At 45.8% G+C, this 25,555-nt stretch carries 28 protein-coding genes; 14 read left to right on the top strand and 14 right to left on the bottom strand.

Annotated elements, in window-relative coordinates:
* Window positions 1–80: 80 nt before the first annotated feature.
* Both ACR64J_RS01225 and ACR64J_RS01230 read right to left on the bottom strand, forming a co-directional pair.
* Window positions 81–821, bottom strand: coding sequence for a pyridoxine 5'-phosphate synthase (locus ACR64J_RS01225; RefSeq protein WP_435950125.1), 741 nt, complete (start codon window positions 819–821; stop codon window positions 81–83).
* A 47-nt stretch (window positions 822–868) separates the two neighbouring features.
* Window positions 869–1,756, bottom strand: coding sequence for an N-acetylmuramoyl-L-alanine amidase (locus tag ACR64J_RS01230; RefSeq protein ID WP_435950126.1), 888 nt, complete (start codon window positions 1,754–1,756; stop codon window positions 869–871).
* Window positions 1,757–1,841: 85 nt separating this feature from the next.
* Here ACR64J_RS01230 and ACR64J_RS01235 point away from each other — a divergent pair, with 85 nt between their 5' ends.
* Entirely contained in the window at window positions 1,842–2,765 is a 924-nt protein-coding gene (locus ACR64J_RS01235) for a hypothetical protein (protein ID WP_435950127.1), read from the top strand.
* A 43-nt stretch (window positions 2,766–2,808) separates the two neighbouring features.
* Here the strand turns inward: ACR64J_RS01235 and ACR64J_RS01240 are convergent, their stop codons facing one another.
* The 5 genes from ACR64J_RS01240 to ACR64J_RS01260 all read right to left on the bottom strand — a co-directional run bounded on the left by ACR64J_RS01240 (window position 2,809) and on the right by ACR64J_RS01260 (window position 8,608).
* Window positions 2,809–3,552: an MOSC domain-containing protein gene (locus ACR64J_RS01240; protein ID WP_435950128.1), complete on the bottom strand. Its 744-nt coding sequence runs from the start codon at window positions 3,550–3,552 to the stop codon at window positions 2,809–2,811.
* A gap of 157 nt (window positions 3,553–3,709) precedes the next feature.
* Entirely contained in the window at window positions 3,710–4,111 is a 402-nt protein-coding gene (gene rsfS / locus ACR64J_RS01245; RefSeq protein ID WP_317199545.1) for a ribosome silencing factor, read from the bottom strand.
* 100 nt (window positions 4,112–4,211) lie between these two features.
* Window positions 4,212–5,018 (bottom strand): nicotinate-nicotinamide nucleotide adenylyltransferase, encoded by an 807-nt coding sequence (locus ACR64J_RS01250; protein WP_435950129.1) that lies wholly within the window; start codon window positions 5,016–5,018, stop codon window positions 4,212–4,214.
* Window positions 5,019–5,127: 109 nt separating this feature from the next.
* On the bottom strand, window positions 5,128–7,272 hold the full coding sequence (gene pta, locus ACR64J_RS01255) for a phosphate acetyltransferase (RefSeq protein WP_317199543.1): 2,145 nt from the start codon (window positions 7,270–7,272) through the stop codon (window positions 5,128–5,130).
* 103 nt (window positions 7,273–7,375) lie between these two features.
* Entirely contained in the window at window positions 7,376–8,608 is a 1,233-nt protein-coding gene (locus ACR64J_RS01260; protein WP_435950130.1) for an acetate/propionate family kinase, read from the bottom strand.
* Window positions 8,609–9,002: 394 nt separating this feature from the next.
* Here ACR64J_RS01260 and lptM point away from each other — a divergent pair, with 394 nt between their 5' ends.
* The 4 genes from lptM (at window position 9,003) to ACR64J_RS01280 (ending at window position 12,911) form a co-directional block, all read left to right on the top strand.
* On the top strand, window positions 9,003–9,329 hold the full coding sequence (lptM, locus tag ACR64J_RS01265) for an LPS translocon maturation chaperone LptM (RefSeq protein WP_317199541.1): 327 nt from the start codon (window positions 9,003–9,005) through the stop codon (window positions 9,327–9,329).
* Window positions 9,330–9,528: 199 nt separating this feature from the next.
* Entirely contained in the window at window positions 9,529–10,764 is a 1,236-nt protein-coding gene (gene lysA / locus ACR64J_RS01270; RefSeq protein ID WP_435951000.1) for a diaminopimelate decarboxylase, read from the top strand.
* 209 nt (window positions 10,765–10,973) lie between these two features.
* The gene (dapF, locus tag ACR64J_RS01275) at window positions 10,974–11,861 is read left to right on the top strand and encodes a diaminopimelate epimerase (protein WP_435950131.1); all 888 of its coding nucleotides are present in this window, start codon (window positions 10,974–10,976) and stop codon (window positions 11,859–11,861) included.
* Between the two features lie 54 nt (window positions 11,862–11,915).
* Complete coding sequence (locus ACR64J_RS01280; RefSeq protein ID WP_435950132.1) at window positions 11,916–12,911, top strand: tyrosine recombinase XerC; 996 nt, start codon at window positions 11,916–11,918, stop codon at window positions 12,909–12,911.
* A gap of 42 nt (window positions 12,912–12,953) precedes the next feature.
* Here the strand turns inward: ACR64J_RS01280 and ACR64J_RS01285 are convergent, their stop codons facing one another.
* Window positions 12,954–13,853, bottom strand: a complete 900-nt coding sequence (locus tag ACR64J_RS01285) for a carbon-nitrogen hydrolase family protein (protein WP_435950133.1) — start codon at window positions 13,851–13,853, stop codon at window positions 12,954–12,956.
* 250 nt (window positions 13,854–14,103) lie between these two features.
* On the opposite strand from ACR64J_RS01285, the gene ACR64J_RS01290 reads away from it, so the two are divergent.
* Together ACR64J_RS01290 and hpf are read left to right on the top strand one after the other, a co-directional pair.
* Complete coding sequence (locus ACR64J_RS01290) at window positions 14,104–15,750, top strand: RNA polymerase factor sigma-54 (protein WP_435950134.1); 1,647 nt, start codon at window positions 14,104–14,106, stop codon at window positions 15,748–15,750.
* Window positions 15,751–16,195: 445 nt separating this feature from the next.
* Window positions 16,196–16,576, top strand: a complete 381-nt coding sequence (gene hpf, locus ACR64J_RS01295) for a ribosome hibernation-promoting factor, HPF/YfiA family (protein WP_317199535.1) — start codon at window positions 16,196–16,198, stop codon at window positions 16,574–16,576.
* A 67-nt stretch (window positions 16,577–16,643) separates the two neighbouring features.
* On the opposite strand, the gene thiS is transcribed toward hpf, so the two are convergent.
* From thiS to ACR64J_RS01315, 4 genes are all read right to left on the bottom strand, one after another.
* Window positions 16,644–16,841 carry a sulfur carrier protein ThiS gene (thiS, locus tag ACR64J_RS01300; RefSeq protein WP_317199534.1) on the bottom strand — a complete coding sequence of 66 codons (198 nt, stop codon included), beginning with the start codon at window positions 16,839–16,841 and terminating at the stop codon, window positions 16,644–16,646.
* Window positions 16,842–16,892: 51 nt separating this feature from the next.
* The gene (locus tag ACR64J_RS01305; protein ID WP_435950135.1) at window positions 16,893–17,258 is read right to left on the bottom strand and encodes a DUF423 domain-containing protein; all 366 of its coding nucleotides are present in this window, start codon (window positions 17,256–17,258) and stop codon (window positions 16,893–16,895) included.
* A gap of 32 nt (window positions 17,259–17,290) precedes the next feature.
* The gene (gene rpoH / locus ACR64J_RS01310; RefSeq protein WP_317199671.1) at window positions 17,291–18,154 is read right to left on the bottom strand and encodes an RNA polymerase sigma factor RpoH; all 864 of its coding nucleotides are present in this window, start codon (window positions 18,152–18,154) and stop codon (window positions 17,291–17,293) included.
* 329 nt (window positions 18,155–18,483) lie between these two features.
* Window positions 18,484–18,915, bottom strand: coding sequence for a sulfurtransferase TusA family protein (locus ACR64J_RS01315; protein ID WP_435950136.1), 432 nt, complete (start codon window positions 18,913–18,915; stop codon window positions 18,484–18,486).
* A 227-nt stretch (window positions 18,916–19,142) separates the two neighbouring features.
* Between ACR64J_RS01315 and ACR64J_RS01320 the strand changes: the two genes are divergently transcribed.
* Window positions 19,143–20,780, top strand: a complete 1,638-nt coding sequence (locus ACR64J_RS01320) for a M48 family metalloprotease (protein ID WP_435950137.1) — start codon at window positions 19,143–19,145, stop codon at window positions 20,778–20,780.
* Between the two features lie 105 nt (window positions 20,781–20,885).
* On the opposite strand, the gene ACR64J_RS01325 is transcribed toward ACR64J_RS01320, so the two are convergent.
* Window positions 20,886–21,335 carry a GatB/YqeY domain-containing protein gene (locus tag ACR64J_RS01325; protein WP_435950138.1) on the bottom strand — a complete coding sequence of 150 codons (450 nt, stop codon included), beginning with the start codon at window positions 21,333–21,335 and terminating at the stop codon, window positions 20,886–20,888.
* A 147-nt stretch (window positions 21,336–21,482) separates the two neighbouring features.
* A complete protein-coding gene (gene rpsU, locus ACR64J_RS01330) occupies window positions 21,483–21,698 on the bottom strand; it encodes a 30S ribosomal protein S21 (protein WP_025651930.1) in 216 nt (71 codons plus the stop codon).
* Between the two features lie 370 nt (window positions 21,699–22,068).
* On the opposite strand from rpsU, the gene ACR64J_RS01335 reads away from it, so the two are divergent.
* From ACR64J_RS01335 to ACR64J_RS01360, 6 genes are all read left to right on the top strand, one after another.
* Window positions 22,069–22,596: a c-type cytochrome gene (locus ACR64J_RS01335; RefSeq protein ID WP_435950139.1), complete on the top strand. Its 528-nt coding sequence runs from the start codon at window positions 22,069–22,071 to the stop codon at window positions 22,594–22,596.
* Window positions 22,597–22,649: 53 nt separating this feature from the next.
* Window positions 22,650–23,171, top strand: a complete 522-nt coding sequence (locus ACR64J_RS01340; protein WP_435950140.1) for a c-type cytochrome — start codon at window positions 22,650–22,652, stop codon at window positions 23,169–23,171.
* A 130-nt stretch (window positions 23,172–23,301) separates the two neighbouring features.
* Window positions 23,302–24,360, top strand: a complete 1,059-nt coding sequence (gene tsaD / locus ACR64J_RS01345) for a tRNA (adenosine(37)-N6)-threonylcarbamoyltransferase complex transferase subunit TsaD (RefSeq protein WP_435950141.1) — start codon at window positions 23,302–23,304, stop codon at window positions 24,358–24,360.
* Window positions 24,361–24,411: 51 nt separating this feature from the next.
* A complete protein-coding gene (locus tag ACR64J_RS01350) occupies window positions 24,412–24,783 on the top strand; it encodes a CrcB family protein (protein WP_435950142.1) in 372 nt (123 codons plus the stop codon).
* A gap of 78 nt (window positions 24,784–24,861) precedes the next feature.
* Window positions 24,862–25,164 (top strand): type II toxin-antitoxin system RelE/ParE family toxin, encoded by a 303-nt coding sequence (locus tag ACR64J_RS01355; RefSeq protein WP_435950143.1) that lies wholly within the window; start codon window positions 24,862–24,864, stop codon window positions 25,162–25,164.
* On the top strand, window positions 25,165–25,446 hold the full coding sequence (locus ACR64J_RS01360) for an addiction module antidote protein (RefSeq protein WP_435950144.1): 282 nt from the start codon (window positions 25,165–25,167) through the stop codon (window positions 25,444–25,446). It begins immediately after the preceding gene.
* The last annotated feature ends 109 nt before the right edge of the window (window positions 25,447–25,555 follow it).

Below are 25,555 nucleotides of genomic sequence, written 5' to 3' on the forward strand. Positions count from 1 at the left end.
TTGTAGCTGTTTTTTACTCTTATTTAGATATTCTTACAAATATTATAGTCCTAAATCATTGATTTTTGTCTATAAAAACCTCAACCACAAATGGACAGATATTGCGCAACCACCGTATCCATGCCTTGCTCTAACGATTCAACGGTAAAGGCATGTCCAATCGACACCTCCGCAATATCGCCAAGCCTGAGTAAATCGGCTAAGTTCTCTAAATTCAAATCGTGACCAGCGTTGACGCGCATGCCGTTTTCGCTGGCGAGATTGATACAGTCGCTAAAGCGCTGCTTGACCGCAGCAAAGTCGCCGTCATTGTTATCGTCGCTATGAGCACGCGCCCATTCCTCGGTGTACATCTCTATCGTCTGTACGTCGCTCTCAATGACTGCTTTGATCTGCTCAATATCAGGGTCGATAAACACTGCGCAGCGTGTGCCGAACGCTTCAAGCTCATGACTAAGCTTAGATAGCATATCGCTATGCTTAATAATATCGAAACCATGATCAGAGGTCAGTTGATCTTCGCTATCGGGTACGAGAGTACATTGATGCGGTTTAACCTCGCGAATGAGTTTTAAAAATTGCTCGTTGGGATTGCCTTCGATATTGAATTCGATGTCTTTATAGTCTTTGAGATATTCGCTAATATCATAAACATCTTGGTATCTGATATGCCGCTCATCGGGCCGTGGATGCACGGTAAAGCCCTTGACACCCAGATCAATCAGCTTTTGGGCAAAGTACAAAAGATTAGGATAATCGGTGCCGCGCGAGTTACGGATTAAAGCGAGTTTGTTTAAATTGACGCTAAATAGGGTGCTCATAGTGTTTCCTTTTTCGTTATAGTTATCTGATTATTAATCACTAAATGCTAATAAAAGTTGTCACGACCTGCGTACTTTTTATTGAGTGCTTTTAGGATAGCATAGGTCTCGACGTCCATCTGCCCTGTTGGATTTAGAGGACGAAAGTGTAATTGAAAGGCATAGATGACATCACGGCTAGGCTTATCCCACGCGTTTGTGGTATTGATCTGGTAGCCATACTCGCGAAAGGCTTGCTTGATCTGAGCTATCGTCGGCGTGGTCATAGCGATTTGTCTGATAAAATACTTTTTGTCGGCTTCATCGTACCAAGCGCCGATATCATACTGCTCGTATAACTGTTGCCAAGGGAACTTTGCGCCTGGATCTATCTTACGTGACGGCGCGATATCTGAGTGACCGACGATGTTTTTGGGTGAGATGCCATAGCGCCGCGTGATATCTTGCACCAATTGCGCGACCTTTTTGATTTGTAAGTCGTCAAATGTGACAAAATGCTCGTACGGATGATAGTCCAGCTCGCCTGATTTTAGCGCGCCTCGATACTGCTGAGCGATGCCTGCATTAACAATCTCGATACCGATAGAAGTATCGTTGAGGATGGTTCGACCTGCAAAATAGCTGTTGCCTGCATGCCAAGCGCGCTCAGACTCTGGGACTAAGTTATAGATCTTGTCATCGCCTTGATCCAAGATTAAATAGTGGGCGCTGACTTGACCTGTGGTGAGGGTCTTTATTGAGCGCGCGTTGTCTGAGACAGTATAGTGCAGGACGATAGTTTTGATACGCTCGCTTTTGCCTTGCGATTGATAAGTATCGCTATCGACGCGAAAGGTCTCGGTCGTCGCCATTTGCGGTTGGGGAGTGGTGATACAGCCTATCAAAGGTAGCGATAAGAAGGTCGCTAATGCTAAAGCGGTAAAGTTTTTTGCCATGAATTGCTCTGTAAGTAATGTATAATTTAAAATATTTATTAGAATAGATGTATTTTACATATTAACAAGTTAATGAGGGATAAAAATGTCACAGGACTCTGAACAAGAGAATAATACAGAAGTTTTGACTGAAGAAATTATTATTAGTAAAAAATGTGGAATTGTAATGCCAATATCTTCAATGGACGGTTACCCTGAATCTCATTGGAAAGATATTAGAAGAATATTAGAATCTGCTATCAGAGGAGCTGGTTTTGAAGCTAGAATAGTTAGTGAGTCAGACGATATTGGAGTTATTCATAAACGTATTGTACAAAACCTTTATGAAAATCCAATGATAGTTTGTGATATCAGTGGTAGAAATCCAAATGTTATGTTTGAACTTGGCTTGCGCTTAGCGTTTGATAAGCCAACTATAATCATTAAGGATGATGCTACTCAGTACTCTTTTGATACTTCAGTTATTGAGCATCTAAGCTATCCTAAAGACTTAAGACATCATAAGATTGATATATTTAAAGATGAATTAAAAGATAGAATTGAAAAAACTTACAAAACTTATCTCGAAAATCCAGAAAACTATTCAACTTTTCTAAAAAATTTTGGAGATTTCAAGACTCCTATAATTAACGAGGAAACAGTATCAGTTGATAAGTATATGTTAGATGAGATTAAAGGACTCAGATCATCAGTTCAAAGCCTATCTAGGTCGATACATATTAATAGTCAACTTGAAGTAAAAAGAGATGCTCATAAAATGACATTAATAAATGACACTGAGTCTAATATTCATGACGTCTATAATAGAATAGCTACAGCATTGAAATTTGATAATAATTTAGTTTTTTCAAGGTTATCGGGTAACAGAATTGATCTCGTAGGTAATAATACAACAGCATCTTATACAGACTTCGAAGATTATGTAAAAATGAGTATGAGTAACTTGAGTTATGAAATGAAAGAGGTCGGTCGTGGTTTGTACAGCATAGATCAAGATATACCATTTTAAATTATGAAACATTATTAGCACAAGTAAAGTTCGGAAGTACTAATTAATCCTTCCGAATCTTCTTAGCCAAAACGACTTTCCAACTCTCCTCTAAACACTCAATCGCTAACCAAGGCTCAATGACTTCAGCAGCATATTTCTCTTTTGAGTTCGACAATTGCCATAGCATCGAGAGCGTTGCAAACGGATAGGGACGCTCTACTAGATAAACGGGCAGATCCGCGTCAATCATGCCCGCGCGTACCACTTCGAAATACCAACCAGCGATACCTTGTTTGCTCACCCAAGCGGCGATATTGGGCACTTTATTAAACTGCCCGATTTGGTCGTTGATCTTATAACAAGGACGGCGTGGCTGCACGATACGCAGTTGGACGCTATGGCTGTCATCTCCATATTCAAAGATATCACCGATGCAAACGTTGCTCTCATCCATCTCAGGTAGGCCATTGACCGCCTCAGTCGTCAGGTTCTCACCGAGTGTGCCAACGCGTACTTTTAAGCTAAATTCTGTATTAATCTGCTCATAAGTCGCAGGCGGCAATTGGTGTACCGCTTTTAGCGGGCCACCGTGATGACGGCGATCGGCTTGCTCGTCTGTGGTCAAACCCATAAAGTCGACGGCGACAGGAGCTTTGATCGGGACTTTGTCGATGGCGCTCATTTGCTCACGCGCGAATGGCATGGCTTTGCCTGCGCGCACGCAAGTCAAAGTGGCAATATGTAAGGGCAGAGGCTGATTAAATTCTTGAGGTGCTTTCGCTTGCGAAGTCATTGCTGTACTCATGGCATGTCCTAATTGGCGATCCAATAATAGCGCTATCTTAGCGCAATCATAGCCTGCTTTCAGCTCATTTGTAACTTGCTGACGGATTTATAGTCGCGCATAAAAAAGACCAGATAAGTTATCTAGTCTTTTAGTCGTCATCAAAGCTTTGATTATGTTAGCTACGGCGACCCGCTTTCTTTTCACGCGGTACAGCGACCAGTTCAGCCAAGCTCTCAGACGATGACCATAGGCCTTCTAAGTCATAGAACTCGCGCGCTTGCGGCGTCATCATATGGACGACGACTGCGCCTAGATCGATTAGTGTCCAATCAGAGTCATTTCCGCCTTCGCGGCCAAGCGGCATAAAGCCAGCTTTTTTGGATTCAGCGCCGAGACTATCAGCCATCGCACGTACATGACGCTTTGAGGTGCCATCAGCGATTACCATACGTTCCATGACGTCGGTTAAATCCTCGACGTTGAGTACGGTAATGTTTTTAGCTTTCATATCTTCTAATGAAGTATTGACGAGGTCTAAGCATTGTTTTAAACGCTCGTCGGTCATAGTATTAGTCATAAATAGTGGTCTCTTAAATCTAAAATAAAGGGTATGGGTGCACCGCGTCTATCAAAAGCTACACGGTTAAATAAATAGGGATAAGGTAATTTTAACGGAATTAAGTCTTAGAATATAGCTTATGAGTGATTATATAATGATAAACCGCAGGATGTAGCCATTTAGTGAGCAGAGGAGATGATATAGGGTTCACAGTGTCAATAGTATCATTTATTGGCGCTAGCCGTGTAATTGGCCTGACAGCTTTAGTCAAAGATTGAGATAGTACTTGGCGTATTTGGGTACTCGATACTGACGCTATGGGGCGCAGATCTATATAAATGCGCCCTTGGCTATCGTTTTTCAAGGGCGTGAGCAGATCTTGTATAGAGTCGCTCGTTTGCGCTTGTAGCTCGGTAGGTAGCAGCTGCGTGCTATCTTGCTGAGTTGATAGCTGAGCGTCTAAGACGCTATCGACACGATTAAACACCCAAATATTGACGTAATTTATTAGTGCTAATCCATCCTGCCACTTATCCAAGCTACGCGCGCTGTCCATACCCATAACAAATATCAAGCTATCATTTGGGTAGCGACTACGCAGAGTGCGAACGCTATCGATAGTATAAACGGGCGGCGCTTGCCATAGCTCCAGCTCATCGATGCATAGCGGCGTGCCTTGCAGTGCAAGCTTTAGCATAGCTAAGCGATGCTGAGGGTCTGTGCTATCGGTTTTAAACGGTGAGCGCGCATTGGGTAGTAGTGACAAATGTAGCGTGCGATTTTGCTCGCTAGCAATAGGGGCTAAGCACTCATAAACTGCCATCGCCATCTGGATATGACCCAGATGCACCGGATCAAACGAGCCGCCTAGATAGACACGAATCAAAGGGTTAATGTTTTGCGTAAGAGTAGGTGAGTGAGTCATGGCGCTATTATAGCGATTGGGTACACATTTTGCTGAGCGAACTTAACAAAAAACGCTCACCATAACGTTATAGTGAGCGTTTAAGTTTAATAAGACGGTTTGAGCTAATTTAAATCAAATCGCTATAAGCCTGAATAGCAGTCAAGGCGATAGTGTAGACGATATCATCGACCAGAGCGCCGCGTGATAGATCATTCACAGGCTTGTTAAGGCCTTGGAGCATCGGCCCAACACTGATGACGTTGGCGCTACGTTGCACCGCTTTATACGTGGTGTTACCTGTGTTCAGATCCGGGAAGATAAACACGTTGGCTTGACCTGCGACTTTTGAGTCAGGCGCTTTTTGTTTGCCGACGCTCATGACTGAGGCGGCGTCATACTGTAGCGGTCCATCAACGGCTAAGTCAGGCGCACGCTCACGGACGATTTCGGTGGCGCGAATGACTTTTTCAACGTCAGCGCCTGTGCCTGATGAGCCTGTTGAGTAGCTGATCATCGCCACTTTGGGGTCGATACCAAAGGCGGCAGCCGACTGCGCTGATTGAATAGCAATCTCAGCGAGCTCTTCTGCGTTCGGGTCAGGGTTGATGGCGCAATCGCCATAGACGACCACTTGCTCTGGTAGCAGCATAAAGAATACTGACGATACTAGCGAGTATTGCGGCGCGGTCTTAATCAGCTGAAAGGCTGGGCGTACAGTATTAGCCGTAGTATGAATCGCGCCTGAGACGAGGCCATCGACTTCGTCCATTTGTAGCATGATCGTACCCAAAAACACCGTATCTTCTAATTGCTCAGCGGCAACCTCTGGCGTGGTTTTGCCTTTACGGCGCTCAACGACAGCGGCGATGTATTTATCCATATCGAGGCTGGCAGGATCGAGAATCTCTAGGCCTTCTGGCAGAATTAAATCGCGGTTTTTGGCGACTAATTCAACATCACTACGCGTCGCTAAGAGCACGCAGTCAGCGATACCGCGGCTTTGACAGATACAAGCGGCCTCAACGGTGCGCGGCTCAGAGCCCTCTGGCAGTACAATACGTTTTTTGGCTTGCTGCGCCTGCTTGACCACTTGATGACGAAAGGCCGCTGGAGACAGACGCGGCTTATGATCACCGCTAAATTGCTCTTTGATCCAAGCCAAATCTAAGTGAGCCGCGACGTAGCGCGTAACATCGGTGGCGCGCTCGGTATCATCACTTGGGATCTCAGCACTCATGTGCAAGAGTTTTTGTACGGTCTCAAAGCTATCGGTTTCGACGCTCATCACAGGAATGCCCGTCTTTAGGGCTGATATCCACAGCTCTGCGACAGTAGCGTTCGGTGTCACGCCGCCCGTTAGCACTAGACCTGCTAAGGGTACGCCATTGATACAGGCCAATCCTGCGGCAAGGAGCAAATCATCACGGTCGCCTGGAACGACGATCAGTGTGCCTCGATTAAAGACTTCATCAACGCGGGCAATAGAGCGCGCGGTTAGGCTGATATTATTGATACGGCGGGTTTTGGCATCGCCAACATTGAGCCAAGTGGCATCTAATTCGGCGGCGATATCCCAAGTACGCGGCACTGACAATGTATCGCTAAAAGGCACAACACCGATCAGGCGAAACTGCTCACTATCAAAATGCGGTGATAAGCGCTGTACTTCTTGAATGTAGCTTTGATCAAGCTCAAACACCGCCTCGCCTGGGGCCACAGGTTGATTGTCATAGGTGTTAGGCACATCAACACGCATCAAAATACAGCCAAGGGTGCGCTCGCTTGCGATACCGCCGAACTCACGCGCATGGACGTCGAGCTTGTCCGCTAGGTGCGCAGGATTGTTGATATCAGCATCGCTGACAAAGATAATTTTGGCATCCAAAGCATGAGCAATAGCGCGGTTGACTTGCGAGGCATAAGAGGCCTCTGTCGTTGAGACTAGGCCTTCACAAATGACAACATCTTGATCATCGCCGATACTATGGAAGCTGCCGATAACCTCTTCCATTAGCTCATCGATATTGCCGTCACCGATCATACGTAGTGCGCGCTGACGCCCGATAGATTTAGGTGCTTTTAGACCAAAGGCGTGCATAGCAAGTGCGCTTGAGCTATCTAAGCTCTTTTGTTTATCTAACGTATCATCTTGCAAAAACGGCTTCATAAAACCCGCTTTGATACCGTTGTAATCAAGGGCACGGATCAGCCCTAGCGCCGCTGAGGTCACACCGATACCGCGGCTAATAGGAACAAGTAAAATAGTTTGCATAGCGTATCCTACGATTTATTTTGATTAAATAGTGTACAGCGTTTTATAAAGCTATGAATAAAGCCATTGGCAAAACGCTCTTTTTATCTTTATATATAAATGATTACGCTAAACCTAGCGTTTGGCGTGTCTCTTTGGCGATCTGGCGCTCCTCATCCGTTGGAATCACCCACAGCTCAACACTACTATCGCTACTATGGAAACTACCTTCGGCTCCGCCTGCCAGCGTTTTGTTTTTATCGGCATCAAACGAGATACCAAAGTGACGCATAACATTCAAGATACGGGCACGAGTCGATGCTGAGTTCTCACCGATACCGCCAGTAAAGATAATACCTGTAAATTCAGGCAAGGCGCAGCTAAGACTGGCTAAGTATTTGCCCGCGCGATAGGCGAACATCTCAATGGCGAGCTTAGCATCTTTGTGACCTTCATTAGCGGCCTCTTCAACTGTACGCATATCGTTAGACAGACCTGAGATACCCAGCAGACCGCTGTCACTATTAAGCATCTTGTCAATATCCTCCAAGCTCATATCGAGCTGGCGTTTAAGATGAATATGCAAACTTGGATCGACGTCACCACTACGCGTACCCATCATCAGGCCCTCAAGCGGGGTCAGACCCATGCTAGTATCTAAGCTTTTGCCGTCATAAACGGCAGCCGCTGAACAACCATTGCCCAAATGCGCGGTCAACCAGCCATGCGTACCTCCCGCTTCGGTGATTTGGCTGGCGCGCTCTGAGACATAAGCGTGTGAGGTACCATGAAAGCCATAACGACGAATCTTATGATCCTCGTAAAGCGCTTTTGGAATGGGATAGCGATAAGCAACCGCTGGCATAGTTTGGTGAAAGGCGGTGTCAAAGACGACCACTTGCGGGATGTCAGGATAAATGGCTTGTACCGCCTCAATCCCTAGCGCATTGGCAGGATTGTGCAGCGGGGCCAATGACTTGAGGCGTTTGACCTCAGATAATACATGATCGGTGACTTGCACGGCTTCTGAATATTCACGCCCGCCATGGACGCCGCGATGACCGACGGCGATGAAATGATATTGCTCAAGGAGCTCAAGGATTTTTTGTAGCGCAAGCTTATGGCGACCGCCTGGAATGCTAATCTCTAATTTTTCACCGCTCAAAGCTGTGTGCTTGATACGCGCAGTATCAAGTCCTAAGTTTTCAGCAAGACCTGTGATACGCGTCGACTCATCTTCACTGATGAGGGCGTATTTGATGGACGATGAGCCGCAGTTTAAGACTAAAGTAGGATTGGTTAATTGTGAGGTATCAGATTCTTGCTTAGAGGTTTGGGTGGTTGTGCTATCGCTCATGCTCTATCCTTAGATGGTTGTCGGTAGGGGGTGAATCGGCTTAATAGTAGCCGCAGTGGGGTGTTATTCGCTTATCACTTAGCAAGCAGCATAGGGGCTACTTATTTAAACAAAGCAGATATTATCAATAATGTAACATATTTTGGGCGCTATACCACGACAACTATAAGGTTTAGGAGTGATAGAGGTCAAGTATCTAATACAGATGTTCACTCAATATAAAGCGTAGCAAGCTATGCACAAAATTGAAGTATTGAAATATTAGTTGTAAGTAAATTTATCAAACAGTCATTTACATTATCGGACACTGATATTGAATAATGCTATGATTAGCGCCATTGCTAATGATGCAAAATTTACTTTTTATTGCAGGCTTATCTCAAGGTTAACCCCTATGTCTATTTTATCTCGTTTATCCTCTACCAACCGCTATCTACCGAGCAGAGCTACGCGGCGCGCCAATGCTTTAGTTAATGCTTTAGTCATTACGGCTAGCATTACCGCGCTTGGGCTAGCTGGCTGCGGACAAAAGGGTGCTTTGTATTTAGTCGATACAAGCGATCAAGCAGCCATCGAGACCTCCTCTGCAGTCCTAGCCAGTGGTAGTCAGCCGCAGGATACCGCTTTTGATAATTTAGACGATACCGATTATGATAAGACCCGCTATCTTGAGCGAAAGCAAATACTACCCACTGCCAGTGATGATCCCAACGACTATTAACTAAAAGCACGCGCGGGTAAAAACACGCGCCACTATTAAAAACACGCCCTACATTTGAGATTTAGCTATGAGTAATACGACCTTGCAAGCCTGCACCCCTAATTCTGTTAGCACCCAAACTGAACAAGGTCTATATATAGACCCCATCGTTTTGAGCAAGCATTTGCCTGCGCTGCAATATCAAGACCGAGCACTGCACATGGGGCAGGTCAGCATAAGTGATGTCGCCGAGCACTACGGTACGCCGTGCTATGTCTACTCAAAACAGGCAATATTGGACGTCTATCAAGCCTATAGCGACAGCTTTGCAAGTCTTGATCATCAAATATGTTACGCGGTAAAAGCCAATTCTAACCTTGCGGTATTGGGCGTACTAGCGCAAGCAGGTGCAGGGTTTGATATTGTCTCGCGCGGCGAGCTTATGCGCGTCCTTGCGGCAGGTGGTCACGCAGATCGCATCGTATTCTCAGGTGTAGGTAAGACTTATGACGACATCGAGTTTGCACTCAATCAGGGCATTGGTTGTTTTAATGTTGAGTCTATCAGCGAGCTTGCACTCATTAACGATGTCGCTCAGCAGTTGGGCAAGCGCGCGCCAATATCGCTACGCGTCAACCCAGATGTCGACGCGGGTACACATCCTTATATCTCAACGGGTCTCAAGGATAATAAATTTGGCATTGCTCATGACAAGGCCGTTGGCGTCTACGAGCAGGCGGCTATGATGGACAATATTGATATCGTCGGTATCGATTGTCACATTGGCTCGCAATTGACTGAGGTAGCCCCTTTCGTTGCTGCGTTAGATAAACTGATTGAGCTGATTGGCGCGCTGCGTGACAAGGGTATCAATCTTCGTCATATCGATTTGGGCGGCGGGCTTGGGGTACGTTATATCGATGAGTCGCCTGTGACCATTGATAAGTTTGCGCAAGCTTTGTTGCCTAAACTGCAAGCGCTTGGATTAAAAGTATTCTTTGAGCCGGGTCGCAGCATGGTTGCCAATGCTGGCGTGTTAATCACCCGCGTGGATGTTCTAAAGCCAACTGAGCACAAGAACTTTGCTATCGTTGATGCGGCGATGAATGATCTGATCCGTCCTGCACTATATCAGGCTGAGATGGCGGTGATTCCTGAGACGTTGCCAAGTGATGATACTGGCACTGATGCTGGTAATGAGGCTATGACTTGGGATGTTGTCGGCGCTATCTGCGAGACGGGCGACTTTTTGGCAAAGGATCGCGTGCTGACACTAGCCGTAGGTGATATTTTAGCGATCACAGGCGCAGGCGCTTACGGTTTTACTATGAGTAGTAATTACAATTCGCGAGGGCGAGCAAGCGAGGTTATGATAGCTGGCACTCAGCATCAACTGATCCGTAAGCGCGAAACGATTGAGGACTTATACCGTGATGAGATGCTTTGGCAGGATTAAACAAGTAGCGGGATAAGTCATAAACAATTATTAAAACTAGCATTTGCACAAATAAGTCAAAAACAGACCCATTGTCATGATGACAGTGGGTTTTTTATGGTCAGTCTTTTATTACTTTAAGTCGCTATTAGCACATGCTGGTAGTTATCATTGTATCAGGTAGCGTGCTAATATAACCGACATATAATAATAGAGTGGGGCACAAGGATATGTTAATAGAGTTTACAAAGATGCATGGGCTGGGCAATGATTTTATGGTCATCGATTTGGTGACGCAGCGCTTGGATTTGACCAAAGAATTAGTAGAATTATTAGGCGATAGGCATCTGGGTGTGGGCTTTGATCAACTCTTAGTCGTTGAGCCGCCGATGCGCCCTGATGTGGATTTTAGCTATCGCATTTTTAATACCGATGGCACAGAGGTTGAGCAGTGCGGTAATGGCGCGCGCTGTTTTGCCCGTTTTGTGCAAGCGCGAAAATTATCCTTTAAGCAGCGTCTGCGTGTTGAGACAGCAAGCGGTATTATTGCTTTGACGACCGATCGTTACGGCTGGGTCGAGGTCGATATGGGTAAGCCCAAATTTGAGCCTGACGAGATTCCCTTTACGCCCAAAGCGACAACCAAGATTCAAAATGCTTATCATCTAAATGTCGAAGGTACGCCGGTGCAGCTTTATGTGGCGAGCATGGGTAATCCACATGCGGTAATAAAGGTAGATGACGTGCTCGAGGCCGATGTCGAGACTTTGGGTAAGGCGTTAGAGTCGCACCCTGCCTTTCCCGAGCGGGTCAATGTCGGCTTTATGCAGGTGATGAACCAGCGCCACATCCGTTTGCGTGTCTACGAGCGCGGCGTAGGCGAGACGCAAGCGTGCGGCACGGGTGCCTGCGCGGCGGTGGCTATTGGTATCCGTGAGGGCTGGCTTGATGAAGGCGAAGATGTGCGCGCGCAATTATACGGCGGCAGTATGATTATCAAATGGCAACCGGGCTATTCTGTGATGATGACCGGTCCGACCGCTTTTGTTTATGAAGGGGTGTTTAGTCCAGATGGTCTCATGGCACAAGCAGGTATTACGCCTAATCCTGATAGCTAATGTTTAATAGCTGATTTTTGATAGCTCAGGCTTGATAAATAAGGGGTGATAAAAATGTCTACTGCCAACAGTCAGCCTTGGATAACGACAGACTTAGCCAATACGCTAGAGTTAGATACTGAGTTAAATAATTTATTAATACCCGTCAATCGCTGGTTAAGCACGCTCAAGGTACGCAATCACTCAGAGCACACTTTGAGTGCTTACTTTTCTGGGGTTAATCAGTTGGCGCTGTTTTTGCGCGGTAAGCGCTCGACGTGGACGCGCTGCGATAAGCGTCAGTTGGCTCAGCACATCTCCCAGCGCCTAGATGAAGACAAGCTCGCCCTTGCCAGCGTTCAGCAAGAGCTGTCAGCGATTCGGCATTTTTATGGCTGGCTCATTGAGGAGGGCCTTGCTCGGATCAATCCAACGACAGGCTATCAGCTTAAACGCAGTCCGCGCCCGCTACCCTCTATTGCTGATATCGATATGCTCACCCAGCTGCTGGATCAACCTGCTCCTGATACGCCAGAACAAGCGCGTTTGTGGCTGCGGGATAAGGCGATGTTTGAGCTACTCTATAGCAGTGGTCTGCGCGTCGGTGAGCTGGTTGCCCTTGATATAACGGATATCGATCTGTCTGATTTGCGCGTGCGCGTGACGGGTAAAGGTAATAAGACCCGCCTTGTGCCGATAGGGGCTAAAGCAAGCGATGCCATTAGGCGCTACTTACCGCATCGCAATCTGTGGGTAGAGCAAGTCGATAGCGCTTTATTTATCAGTGAAAAGCTGGGCACTAGGCTCTCAACTCGAGCGGTACAGCAGCGTCTCAAGGTTGCCGCTCTGCGCGCAGGTATCGCCCAAAACATGTATCCGCATCTGCTACGCCACTGTTTTGCCTCGCATATGCTCTCAGGTAGCGGTGATCTGCGGGCGGTGCAAGAGATGCTGGGACACAGTGATATTAGTACCACGCAGATTTATACTCATGTTGATTTTGCCAAACTGACCCAAGTCTATGATCGCGCCCATCCACGTGCAAGCCATCCACAAAACGAAATAGAGTAAGGCTTGTAAAAGTGCTTTTTAATACTCAGCGTTATAGCAATATCAGGCCAAACGGTGACATTGAAAGATAGGCATTTTTTGCCTTGCATCTTCTTGCGCAGGTTTGTTTAAGGCAGCAAATACAAGTGTATAGTCTTTTTTGTTAGTATTGTCGTGATCAGAGCTATCAAACGCGCTGTGATCGTAGCTGTTTATCACTTTGCCGTTGTAGTCTGTGATAGCGCTATGCCCCCATGTCTGACGACTATTGCCGTTTTTGCCAAAGTGCTCACCGCCTTGCGCCGCGCCTATGACCATACATTGGCTATCAAGTGCGCGCGCTTGCAATAGTAGTGACCAGTGCGCCTGTCCTGTCATATAAGTAAAAGCAGAAGGCGCGCTTAATATGTCCGCGCCCGCTTGACGCAAACGCTGCGCGAGTGCAGGGAAACGTAAGTCAAAACAGACCATCATACCCAACTGATAGACGCTATTATTGATCTCAATCGGCGCAACCACCGTCTGCGTCCCCGGCTCAAAGGTCGCCGCTTCGTTATAGCTGCCTTGCTTATCAGCAACGGTAGCGGTAAACAGATGAATCTTGTCATAGCGTGCGATTTGAGTGCCATCTGGTGCAAACAGTTGACTGACTTGACGCAGACGTCCATCAGGGACGATCACGCCATCAGGGCGAGAAAAACACGGCTGCGTACCTGCTAACAGATAAATATTATGCGCGCGAGCATAACTTGCTAGCGTTGTCGATATCTCGTCAAAGCGCTCGGCGGTGGCATGTTGCGCGCCCATACTACAGCAGTTCTCTGGTAGTACGACAAGGCTTGCACCTTGTTCGCTTGCCTCACTAATAGCAGATTTTATAGCGGTAAGGTTGGCGTCTACGTCCTGTTGACTATTTAGCTGTACGGCGGCGACGGTAACGGATTCTTGGTTAGCATGATTCATAATAAGCTCAGTAGTTGTTAAGATTTATCAAATCGTTGTTTTTATCAATAATATTTAAATTTTAGAGTCACTTATAAGCTATAGATAAATAAGCGTTTTTAGATAAGGGAATAAATTATCATAGCAAAATTATCATAAAAAATGCTATCGTCATAAACGCATAATGCCAATGCATAATGCTAATGCCGCATTAGCCACATTTATCCCAACCATCAATAGCCTAATTATACTGGAGTGTAATAACCCTTTCATGAGTATGTCGTTCGGACTTGCAACCAGTCTTGGTACCTCACAAAAGCTGACGCCGCAGATGCAGCAGGCGATCAAACTGCTTCAGCTCTCAAGTCTTGAGCTGGCGCAAGAGGTGCAAATCAAGCTCGATAGTAATCCTTTGCTTGAACGTATTGAAGATGAAGAAGAGGAGTTTGAGCGCTTAGATGATATAGACGACGAGTTGAGCGAAGCTTTGTCGCTTGAAACTTGGAATCAGGCATCAGACAAGGACACCTCAAAAGACGCCGATGCTTTTAGTGATGACAATGATAGCTTTGACGATAGCTTTGACGATAACTATGACAGCTCTAATGACAGTTTCGATAGCGACAGCTATGACACGGGTAACTATGCGTCGGCAGCGCCTAGCGGTACAGGCTCAAGCGCAATAGATTTCGATGAGATGGAGCGTTATCAAGGCAGCACGCAGGCGACTATTCAAGACTATGTGCGCTGGCAGCTCAACTTTAAACGTCTATCGAGTACCGATGCACTAATTGCACAGTATTTGATTGATTCTATGGACGATATGGGTTTTGTACGCTTAGATATCGATGAGCTAGCCCAAAGCTTTGCAACTATGGCCAGCTTCTATCAGTGGGAGGAGCGCGTTGAATACGATGAGATACAAGCGGTTCTACGCATTATTCAATCTTGTGATCCCTTAGGCGTTGGGGCGTGTAGTCTAAGTGAGTGCCTAGCCATACAGTTGTCCAAATTAGAGGCCAGCACCCAGTATCTACAAGATGCGCAGGCACTACTGAGCGCCAGTGAGCATCTGGTCAGTAACAATATCAAAGCCTTGACTGAGATGACGGGACTGCCAGCCGCGCGTATCACCCCAGCGCTTGAATTATTGCGTACCTTGAACCCTTCACCAGGCTTGTCCTTTCAAAGTGATCAGCCAGATTATACCCGCGCTCCTGATAGCTATGATATTCCTGATGTTTTGGTGACGCCAATACGGCAAAAAGACCACTCGTCAAATCAAACATTACCCGACCAAGAGGTATCAAGTCATCAACAATCGCTATCCGATGAAGGCTGGCACGTTCGCCTCAATCCTGAAACCCTGCCCAAACTGCGCGTCAATCAAGAGTACGCAAGCTTAGTTAAGCGCGGTGATGACAGTCCTGATAATCAGTATTTGAAAGAAAATCTAACCGACGCTAGGTTATTTATTCGCAGTATCGAGGAGCGCAATCAGAACCTCTTAAAAGTGGCGACCAGTATTGTGCGCCGCCAGCAAGGGTTTTTGCGTCAAGGAGCAACTGCTATGCAGCCGCTCATCTTAAAGGACATCGCAGAAGAAGTTGAACTGCACGAATCTACGGTTTCGCGTTTGACCACTAGCAAGAGTATTTTAACGCCGCAGGGGCTGTTTTCACTCAAGCACTTTTTCTCATCGCACGTGAGTAGTAGCGAAGGTGATGTGTCCTCAACCGCTATCAGTGCGATGATCAAGCAGCTCATCACGGATGAAGACGCCAAAAAACCCTTGTCCGATAGCCGTATACAAACGCAGCTAGCAGAGCAGGGTATCGAGATCGCTAGACGAACTGTCGCCAAGTACCGAGAAGCTATGAATATTGGCTCTTCAACCCAGCGTAAACAAAAATATTAGGGTACTAATAACTGATTCTAAATACACAGATTAGACCGTGCTACTGGTACAAGTTTTCTTTGCGTGCTGCTCTTTTGAGACGACGCAAAATTTATCCTAATAGCAGAGTATTTATTTTATAGTGCAGCGACTGTAGCTGTTTATAGCAAAATTAGAATATAAAAATAAAATTTTTTGATTACATAGAAATATTAGTGCAATGACTCATATTATTACATTTGCTTACAGTTTGTTGTCTTGCTACTTAGGTGCTTTCATGACAAATTAGAGAAGCATCAATAAGGTATTGAACTCAGTAAGATGGTGGATGAAAAAGGACAAGCCATTTTAAGATAATCAGTTATCAATCGATTCGGTTTTATTCATTATTGGTGAGATAAAGCAGATAAGTATAGGAATGTACTGTCTGCTCATAAATAAGAAAGATAACCATAAGGACAACAATATGAATGTATCTATCAGTGGTCACCATATCAGTGTAACCGAAGCTATGGACACCTCAGTACGCGAAAAGCTCGCCAAAATTGAGCGTCATTTTGATCAAATACAAAGTGTGAAAGTGATCTTGTCACTAGACAATAGCGGCGCTAGTGATGGCGGTAAAAAAAGCCACAAAGCAGAAGCTATTTTGCGTGTTTCAGGTCAAGAGATGTTTGTCCAAGCTTTAGAGGATGATATGTATAAAGCCATCAATGAGATGGCAGACAAGCTTGATAGGCAAGTCCGTAAGTATAAAACCCGTCAAGAGCGCAAAAAGACGCAGGGCGCTGGACGTGAAGGACGATTTGATGAGATCGGAGACGATGAAGCCTCTCCAATGAGCTAAAAACCAATGAGCTAAAAACAAAAAACCTCAACACGTGATACGGTTGAGGTTTTTTTGCAAGTATTTATTATAAATCGTCGTGCTGTACCACTTCAATATTCGTGCCATCAACCACTTTAGTTTTAGCTAGATCAGCATGCGCTATGAGTTTGTCATTCACCTTGACCGCATAGCGACCTTGACTGAGTCCCAACTCGTTAACCACAAGTTGTACTGTCTGATGGGTAGTCTGCATAGTTTTGCCGTTGACCTCGATTGTACTCATAACACTTATTCCTGTTCATTCATTTCGTATTCATTCATTTAGCATTGATAACTAACTGGTTGTGCTACGAAACGTGGTGACAGCAAGCCAAACCCATCCCGCTATCATTAATACGCCGCCAATAGGCGTAATCGCGCCAAACCAACGCGGCGCGCCCAAAGTCATCGCATACAAACTACCAGCAAATATAATCACCCCGATTTGCAATAACCAAGCCGTCATTTGAGTCGCATAATTTAAGCGAATAAGCAAACCGACAATCAACAACCCTAAAGCATGAACCAGCAAATAAAGTGTCGCGGTACGCCACCAGCCCAGCTGCTGCGCGTCAGCGATGCCTTTGAGACCGTGAGCACCAAATGCGCCAAGTCCCACAGCAATCGCCATATTGAGCGCACCAATACCAATCCAGTTCATTATTATCTAGCCTTAGATACCATCATGAATATTTATTGAATGTCATCTGGCAGTATAACGCTCTCAATCGTCATCGCCTCACGAATCTTGTCCATAGCGTTCTTTTCGATCTGACGCACGCGCTCAGCCGATATCGAGTAGACCGCCGCCAGCTCATGCAAGGTTGATTTTTGCTCAGTGAGCCAGCGCTGCTCGACAATATCGCGCGAACGATCATCCAAGGTCTCCATAGCAGCCAGTAGCGCCGAGGAGTTATTCTCCTCCCAGTCAGCTTCTTCTAACTGCTCAGCAGGATCGATACCGTCCTCTAAAAACAGTTGCGGCGCGTAACGACCGTCATCATCATCACTTGATTGCGCCTCAAATGACGCATCATAAGAAGTTAGGCGCGACTCCATCTCGAGCACTTGTTTGCGCGTGACATTTAAATCTTTAGCGATAGCATCCGCTTCTTCTAAAGTGAGCTGATTGTTCGTCTTTTTAAGGCTACGCAAATTAAAGAACAATTTGCGATGCGCTTTGGTGGTCGCCACTTTAACGATGCGCCAATTGCGAATGACAAACTCGTGAATCTCAGCTTTGATCCAATGTACGGCAAAAGACACCAAACGCACGCCTTTGTTGGGATCAAAGCGTTTGACCGCTTTCATCAGTCCCAAGTTACCTTCTTGAATCAGATCCGCTTGCGGCAGACCATATCCTGAATAACTACGCGCAATATGAATGACAAAACGCAGATGCGACATAACGAGAAGGCGCGCCGCTTCGACATCGCCTTCATCGTAATAACGATGAGCCAGCTCTTGCTCTTGTGTTGGCGTTAGGATAGGGATTTGATGCACAGTATTAATGTATGCCCCTAAGTTCACGCCAGGCGCTGACAGATGCGTTGGCATCGCAGGCACCAAGTCACGGGTACTGGTATCGCCCAATTTACTCGCATCATAAGGTGGTCTTTGTGCGGCAGCCTTGAGCGCTGCGGTACGAGCTTCACTTTTTGCAGGCGTCAAGGTTTTGCCTGCCGCTGTTTTTATATTAGACGTCTCATCATTTTGCACAGCATTGTCTGGCGCAGTTTTGTCTTGCACCTTGTCGTTTTTTTTGCGGTTGTTATTGTCGCTTGCTGATTTGGTAGCCATATTCTTGACCTTGAGTGTTTTTAACTAAGTATTTATAACTAAGTAAGCAAAGGTGTATTTGTATTAATTGTAAAGGATAGAGACGCTTAGTTACTATCAGTTTTGGTAATGATGAAGTGATATATTGTATCGAATGATGTTGCTAGATTGCTATCTGGCTCTATCTCACTTGTAGTGTTGACTGCCAAAGATAATGAGCTTGTAGCGTTGGTCATCTGACTTTGCTCACAAAAAGCGACAATATCTGCTTGTGAGTTGGGGTCAGTTGCGACGATATAGAGTGAGTCACCGTCTACTACTTGCCGCAGCGCCACTTTAGTTTTAAGTAGTGGCATAGGGCAAGATAGATTGCGCCCATCGACGAATGCTGTTATGGACAAATCTGCAATAGAATTTGCCAAGGATGCTTGATCACTATCTTTAGGGAGGCGCTCAATCAAATCCTGTACGACTGATCGCTCAGTAGCAGATAGCTTTGAGAGGTCATAATATGTGATAGAAGTAGGTTCGATGGACATAGGAGTAAGCCCCTTTATACAGTAGCGTGTCATTGTAGCAAATAGCGGTAGCTCAGTCGTCTCTGAAATGTTTAACCCCATGTTTGACTCGCCAAAATCACAAGCAAGTGTTACTAAAAAGTGACGCCTGCTTGGATATTGGTAGCTATCAGCAGACTAAAATTGATTTGCGCCAAACAAGCTCGTATAGTCAAAGCTGATATCTGGTCACCGCATAGGATACGCCCTTGTACTATACTCAGTACCACTCTACTCAGTACGACTCTCGTCTAAACCGCTCAGCTAAGAGCAGCGCTGCATTGACAGCATATAAAAGCGCCAAGCCTTTATCGATAGCCCTTAGTTGTGCGCTATGCACAGTGCTGTGGTCTGCGCCTGCGTCGGCGGCTAGCTATGTCAAAAACTCATGGCAAGTCATGGAGCCTGAGACATTAGAGCTGCCAAGTTTGCGCGGTTCAGGCTTGAGCTTTGATGAGCAGTATCAAAACAAAATGCTTGGGGCATGGTCACTGCAAAATATCAATGGCCGGGTTAAAATGGAGCATGATCCTTGGATTCAACAGACTGTCAAGGACATGACATGGCGCATTAATGCTCAAGCGCGTCAGCAAGCGCCTATGGGGTTAGTACTCATAGATAATCCAAGTATCAATGCTTTTGCAGCGCCAGGCGGCGTTATCGGTATCAATACAGGCACCATACTTGCCGCAAGTAGCATGGATGAGCTGGCAAGCGTCGTCGCTCATGAGGTGGCGCATATCAGTCAGCGTCATTATGAGAGCGGTGCAGATGAGCGTAAAAAAGCACTGCTGATGCAAATCGGCGGGATGCTCGCTGCTATCGCGGCTTCTGCGGTTGATGGTAATGCAGCGGCGGCAGTGATGGCGGGTAGTCAGACGGCATCGATGAATAGTAGCATGGCCTTTAGTCGTAGCAATGAGCGTGAGGCAGATCGCGTCGGTATGCAAATCATGACGCAAGCGGGCTATGACCCAAGAGCGATGCCTAGATTTTTTGCGACTATGAATCAAAGAAGCCAGCTTAATCAAACTGCCAATCAATTTATGCCAAGTTTTGTACGCTCGCATCCGCTTAGCAATGAGCGTTTGAGCGAAGCACAGACGCGGGCCCAGCGTTACTCGTCCTTGAGCTTAAGTGAGCAGCAGCGTCATCAAGCGCTATTTGATCTATTGCACTGGCGCGTACAGGTCACGGGCAAACATGTCTCTGAAACTGCTCTTAAGACCGCTGCTAATAATAGCCTTGGGGCTAAAGTTGCGCTGATGTACTGGTACGGCGATCAGCAGCGTTATGCTAATGCCAAAGATATCATGAATGAGCTACAGACTCTGCCAATCGCCCAGCGCCAGATGCTTGAGCCTTTATTGTCAATTACTTATAGCCAAATACTCAGTGATCAAGGCAAGTGGCAGCAGGCTGCGCAATTATTACAAAGCCAGCAGCGCCTGTACCCTGAGCGTCGTGATTTGCGGCTGTATTTAGCTGAGGCTTTGACCAATAGTAATCAGCCCGCGCAAGCACAAGCTTTAGTAAAGTCGCTCACGCAGCAAGACCCAAGCGATCGTTATGCATGGCAAAGTATGCAGCTGGCTAATGAAAAACTGGCCAAAACGACGGATTCAAAGGCATTGGCTGATATTGCTACGATTAATGCACTACGCTACCGCAGTCAAACCCAATTGTGGAGTGGGCGCTATGATAGTGCTTTGACCTCGTTAAACCAAGCTCAGCAGCTAACTAAGAAACTACAAAGCACCGCACAAGCTCGAAGCGCGCCGCCTTTGCTTGCAAATATCAATGCTGAGATCAAAGACGTCAAAACCGCCAAAGACTTTGAGCCTTAAGCGGTTTTTAGGTAGTTTATGTAAGGCAGCTTACATCAAATAGGCCATAAACCGTCTAGTTTAAATGGCTTTTGTAGACGCCTTATTTTTAGACGATTAGTAGGGTTAGCCTTGTAGCGCTTCTTTAACCAATTTTGATATTACCGCAGGATCAGCGCGTCCTGCGGTTTTGGCTTTGAGTGCGCCCATCACGCTACCCATATCACGCATAGAGGTCGCGCCTTGTGCTGCAACCTCGCTATTGACCAAGGCGGCAAGCTCGCTATCATCCATCTGCGTCGGCATAAAACCATTGATGATATCAATCTCAAACTGCTCTTTGTTCGCAAGATCCTCACGATTATTCTCAGTAAAGATAGCGAGCGATTCTTGGCGCTGCTTGAGCTGTTTTTGTAGTACCTCTAAAACGTCAGCGTCACTCAGCTGGGTTTGACGGTCAATCTCGATTTGTTTGATAACCGCTTGTACATTACGCAGCACTTTGACGCGCTCAAGCTCACGAGCTTTCATCGAAGTTTTGATGCTATCTGATAGCACTTGTTTGAGGTCGCTCATAATTATTATTCCTTATTTTTAAAAGTTGATAGATCAATATGAATAGCAAAAATAATAGCATAAAAAACGCCACTGATATCAATCGATAGCAGTGGCGTTGGTATAGCGCTTGTAGTACTCACATTTGAGCTATGGGCTCAATAGTGTTTAGTACATACGAGTGGTGCGGATAGTTTCGCGTTGCAACTTCTTTTTATAACGCTTTACAGCAGCCGCTTTTTTGCGCTTGCGCTCTTGCGTTGGTTTTTCATAAAATTCGCGTTTGCGTACGTCTGATAGAACGCCAGCTTTTTCACAAGCACGCTTAAAACGGCGGATAGCGATATCTACGGGTTCGTTTTCTTTAACCTTAACTGCAGGCATGAAGACTCCTTATTGGGATGAGATACAAAGGCATTAGTTTGGCTGTGTATTAGTATTTAGCCGTAACATCTCAAGATTACAGGCATCAGCTCAAACTAGGATAACTTGTGCACGGTGCACAAGGGCGGTAATTATACTGAAAAATACCTACAAAGTCAAAGCTTAATCTTCTTATGTGATAGCTATACTGACTCATCTCTGAGGGTTATAACAATAAGCGCTGAAATAAAATAAGCACTATAAGCTCTAGCTAAATGTAATGACCGCGCACAAAAAGTCCATACGGTTTATACGTATTAAAAGCAGTTTATGGTATGATAATTTTATAGTATCACAACATATTCAGATTGATTTAAACAAGGATTTTGGGATGAAAAAGACAGTACTAAATGCATCATTATGGACAGCGTTGCTCATCGCTTCAGGCTTAAGTCTTAGTGCTTGTGGTGGAGGGGTAGATTCTCATGATGTTTTTGCTGTTGAACGTGTCAATGCTGCAGCAGATCAAGCTCGCGCTAATGCTCCAGAAGCTGAGGACTTTGAGTTTCCAGAGACTGCGCCTATGGTTATCGCTGAAACTGACGCTACAGAAACTACCGCAATGGATGATGCAATGGCAGCACCAGCTGATGCCGCTGCCCCTGCTGAGGACTTAGCGGTCAACGTGGGTGCTGAGCTATATAATAAGCAATGCATGGCATGTCATGCGACAGGGTTGCTCAACGCCCCTAAATATGGTGACGCAGCCGCTTGGGGACCTCGTATCGAAAAAGGTGTTGATACGCTAACATCTCATTCAGCCAACGGTTTTAATCAGATGCCAGCTCAGGCTTATAACGGCGTGACCGAAGATCAGATCCGCCAAGCGGTCGAATACATGATCGATGCAGCCAGCTAATAGGCTATAAGTAGAGGGTTGTCTTGCGCTAATTTTTGTATGTATAAGGAGCTATGATGACTAGTCAGCAAAAAGCCTCACCCAAACGTCCGCTAGTCAAAGGGATTTTGATAGCCTCTAATCTTAGCTTGTTTTTTTTATTGAGTGCTTGTAGTAGCGATGAGCCTGTTAGTGACAGTGCTACAGTTGAAACGACTACGGCTGATCCTGAGGTAGTAACAGTAGCGCCAGAAACAGAAATTGTAGCGGCAGTCGAAACTGACTCTGTAGCGCCAAAAACAGAGGTCATTCAGACAGACGCTACTGAGAATGAATCCGCTGACGTCGTTCTTGCAAGTGATGCAGGTGTCACTCTTTATGAGTCAAACTGTAAAGCCTGTCATGCCAGTGGACTCCTCAACGCGCCTAAATACGGTGACAAAGCAGGATGGGCGTTAGCACTACAAAAAGACAAGCAAACCCTATACCTGCATTCTGCAAACGGTTTTAACAAGATGCCAGCGCAAGCTGTAAACGGCGTCACAGAAGCGCAAGTCAAAGCGGCTGTAGATTATATGTTGGCAGCTGTAAGCTAATATCCGCTATTGAAATTTGCTAAGCTAACCGTCATTGTGGGTTCACAGTGACGGTTTTTTATGGCTGCTGTTTTGGACTAAGTGATAATACAATCGGCAGCACCGTAAAAGCCATGACAAAGGATAAAGTATGAAAGTATTGGGACTTGAGACCTCTTGTGATGAGACCGGTCTGGCTATTTTTGATAGTGAGCAAATCAGCAGCGATAATAAAGGTCTCGTTGGGCAAGTGTTGTACTCTCAGGTAGAGCTTCATGCTCTCTACGGCGGGGTGGTACCTGAGCTTGCCAGTCGTGATCATATTCGTAAACTCGTCCCACTACTTAACGAATTGCTTGCGCAGTGCGATATCGAAAAAAGCGATATCGATGCGATCGCCTACACCAAAGGTCCAGGTCTGATCGGCGCGCTGATGACGGGCGCGTTATTTGGGCGCAGTTTGGCTTATGGCTTGGATATTCCTGCGATTGGGGTGCATCATATGGAGGGGCATTTGCTGGCACCACTTATGGGCGCAAATCCACCCGCATTTCCTTTTGTATCCTTGCTCGTCTCTGGTGGTCATACGCTCCTGATCGCCGCACATGGTATTGGGGAGTATGAGATACTCGGTGAGTCGATAGATGATGCAGCGGGTGAGTGCTTTGATAAAGCTGCCAAGATGTTGGGTTTGCCATATCCTGGCGGTCCCAATGTCGCCAAACTAGCAGAGAGTGGTGATCCAAGCGCTTACGATTTACCGCGCCCTATGCTCCATCGCGGCTTGGACTTTTCGTTTAGTGGTATGAAAACCGCGGTGCATAATTTGATCAAAGATACGCCGCACTCAGGAGGCTCAGGTCATAAAGATGAGAGCGACTCACAAGTGCGTGCCGATATTGCTGCGAGCTTTCAACATGCAATGGTCGATACGCTAGTGAAAAAATGCGTTAAAGCCCTCAAGCAAGTAAATATGAATAGGCTAGTTATCGCAGGCGGCGTCAGTGCTAATACTCATCTGCGCGAAACCTTAGAGGCTGAGCTGGCTAAAATAAATGCGACTGTCCATTATGCACCGCCTGCGCTATGTACTGATAATGGCGCGATGATTGCTTATGCTGGCTTTGAGCGTCTGCAAGCCGGGCAGTCTGATGACCTAGCAGTGAGCTGCGTACCGCGTTGGCCGATGACCGAGCTACCTGCACTGTAAGCGTTCTGTATAGTTTTCTCATAGGCTTAAATCATAAAAAAGGATAACGCGATGCAGTGGCTAGCCATAGGTGTAGGAGCAGCGATTGGTGCGTGTCTGAGGGCGTGGCTGTCCCGCTTTAATATAGCGCACAGCTGGATACCTCTTGGCACGCTAGGCGCGAATGTTTTAGGCGGCTTATTAATTGGTTTGGCGCTGGTCTGGTTTGAGCGGATGGGTAGTGGTCTGTCGGATAATGTCCGCGTGTTTGTGATCACTGGCTTTTTGGGCGGGCTGACGACCTTTAGTACCTTTAGTGCTGAGGTGTTTGGCTTTATTCATGATGGGCGTTTGCTGGCGGGTTTAGCCTTGATAGGGTTACATGTTGGGCTTACATTGCTTGCAACCGCGCTTGGCTTTTATTTCTTTAAAATGGTTTTGTGAACTACGATTGATATTAGTTGATATATCAAAATAGATATAAATCTTGTTTACCTGTATCTTATAGGATACAATAATTATATGTACTCAATATATACTACTGAAGTTTTTGACAAATGGTTTAATAAACTAAAAGACCAACAGGCAAAAAGACGCATACAGGCTCGAATTGATCGGGTTGAAGATGGAAACTTTGGAGATTCTGAACCTATAGGTGAAGGTGTTTCTGAACTACGTTTCTTCTTCGGTTCTGGCTATAGAGTCTATTACTGCAAGCAAGGGCAAAGAGTCATTATTTTATTAGCAGGTGGAGACAAAGCGACTCAAAGTAAAGATATAAAAATTGCTCTCCAATTGGCAAAAGAGTTAGAGAAGGAACTATAAATGACTATTAAACTTCGAAAATGGGATAGTGCTGAGCATCTTAAAACTGATGAGGATATGCAAGCTTATCTACAAGCTTGTATTGAAGAATCTAACAACGATGCCGCATTTATAGCAAAAGCTCTAGGTAATATTGCTAGAGCCAAGGGAATGACACAATTATCAAAAGATACAGGGTTAGGTCGAGAGAGTCTATATAAAGCACTCTCTGGTGAAGTTAATCCAAGTTTTGACACAATTATTAAGGTTGTTAAAGCTTTAAATTTACGTCTGGCAATTTAAGATATCGAGCCTTTCCTAAATTGACTTGTGTTTTTATTCGGTAGTTAGTAGTTCAATTATAGCAGTTTGTTTTGAATAGGTTATTTATTGATTATCAGGTCTATTTGGT

The organism is Psychrobacter sp. DM8 (assembly GCF_051307025.1).
Taxonomy (GTDB): Bacteria; Pseudomonadota; Gammaproteobacteria; order Pseudomonadales; family Moraxellaceae; genus Psychrobacter.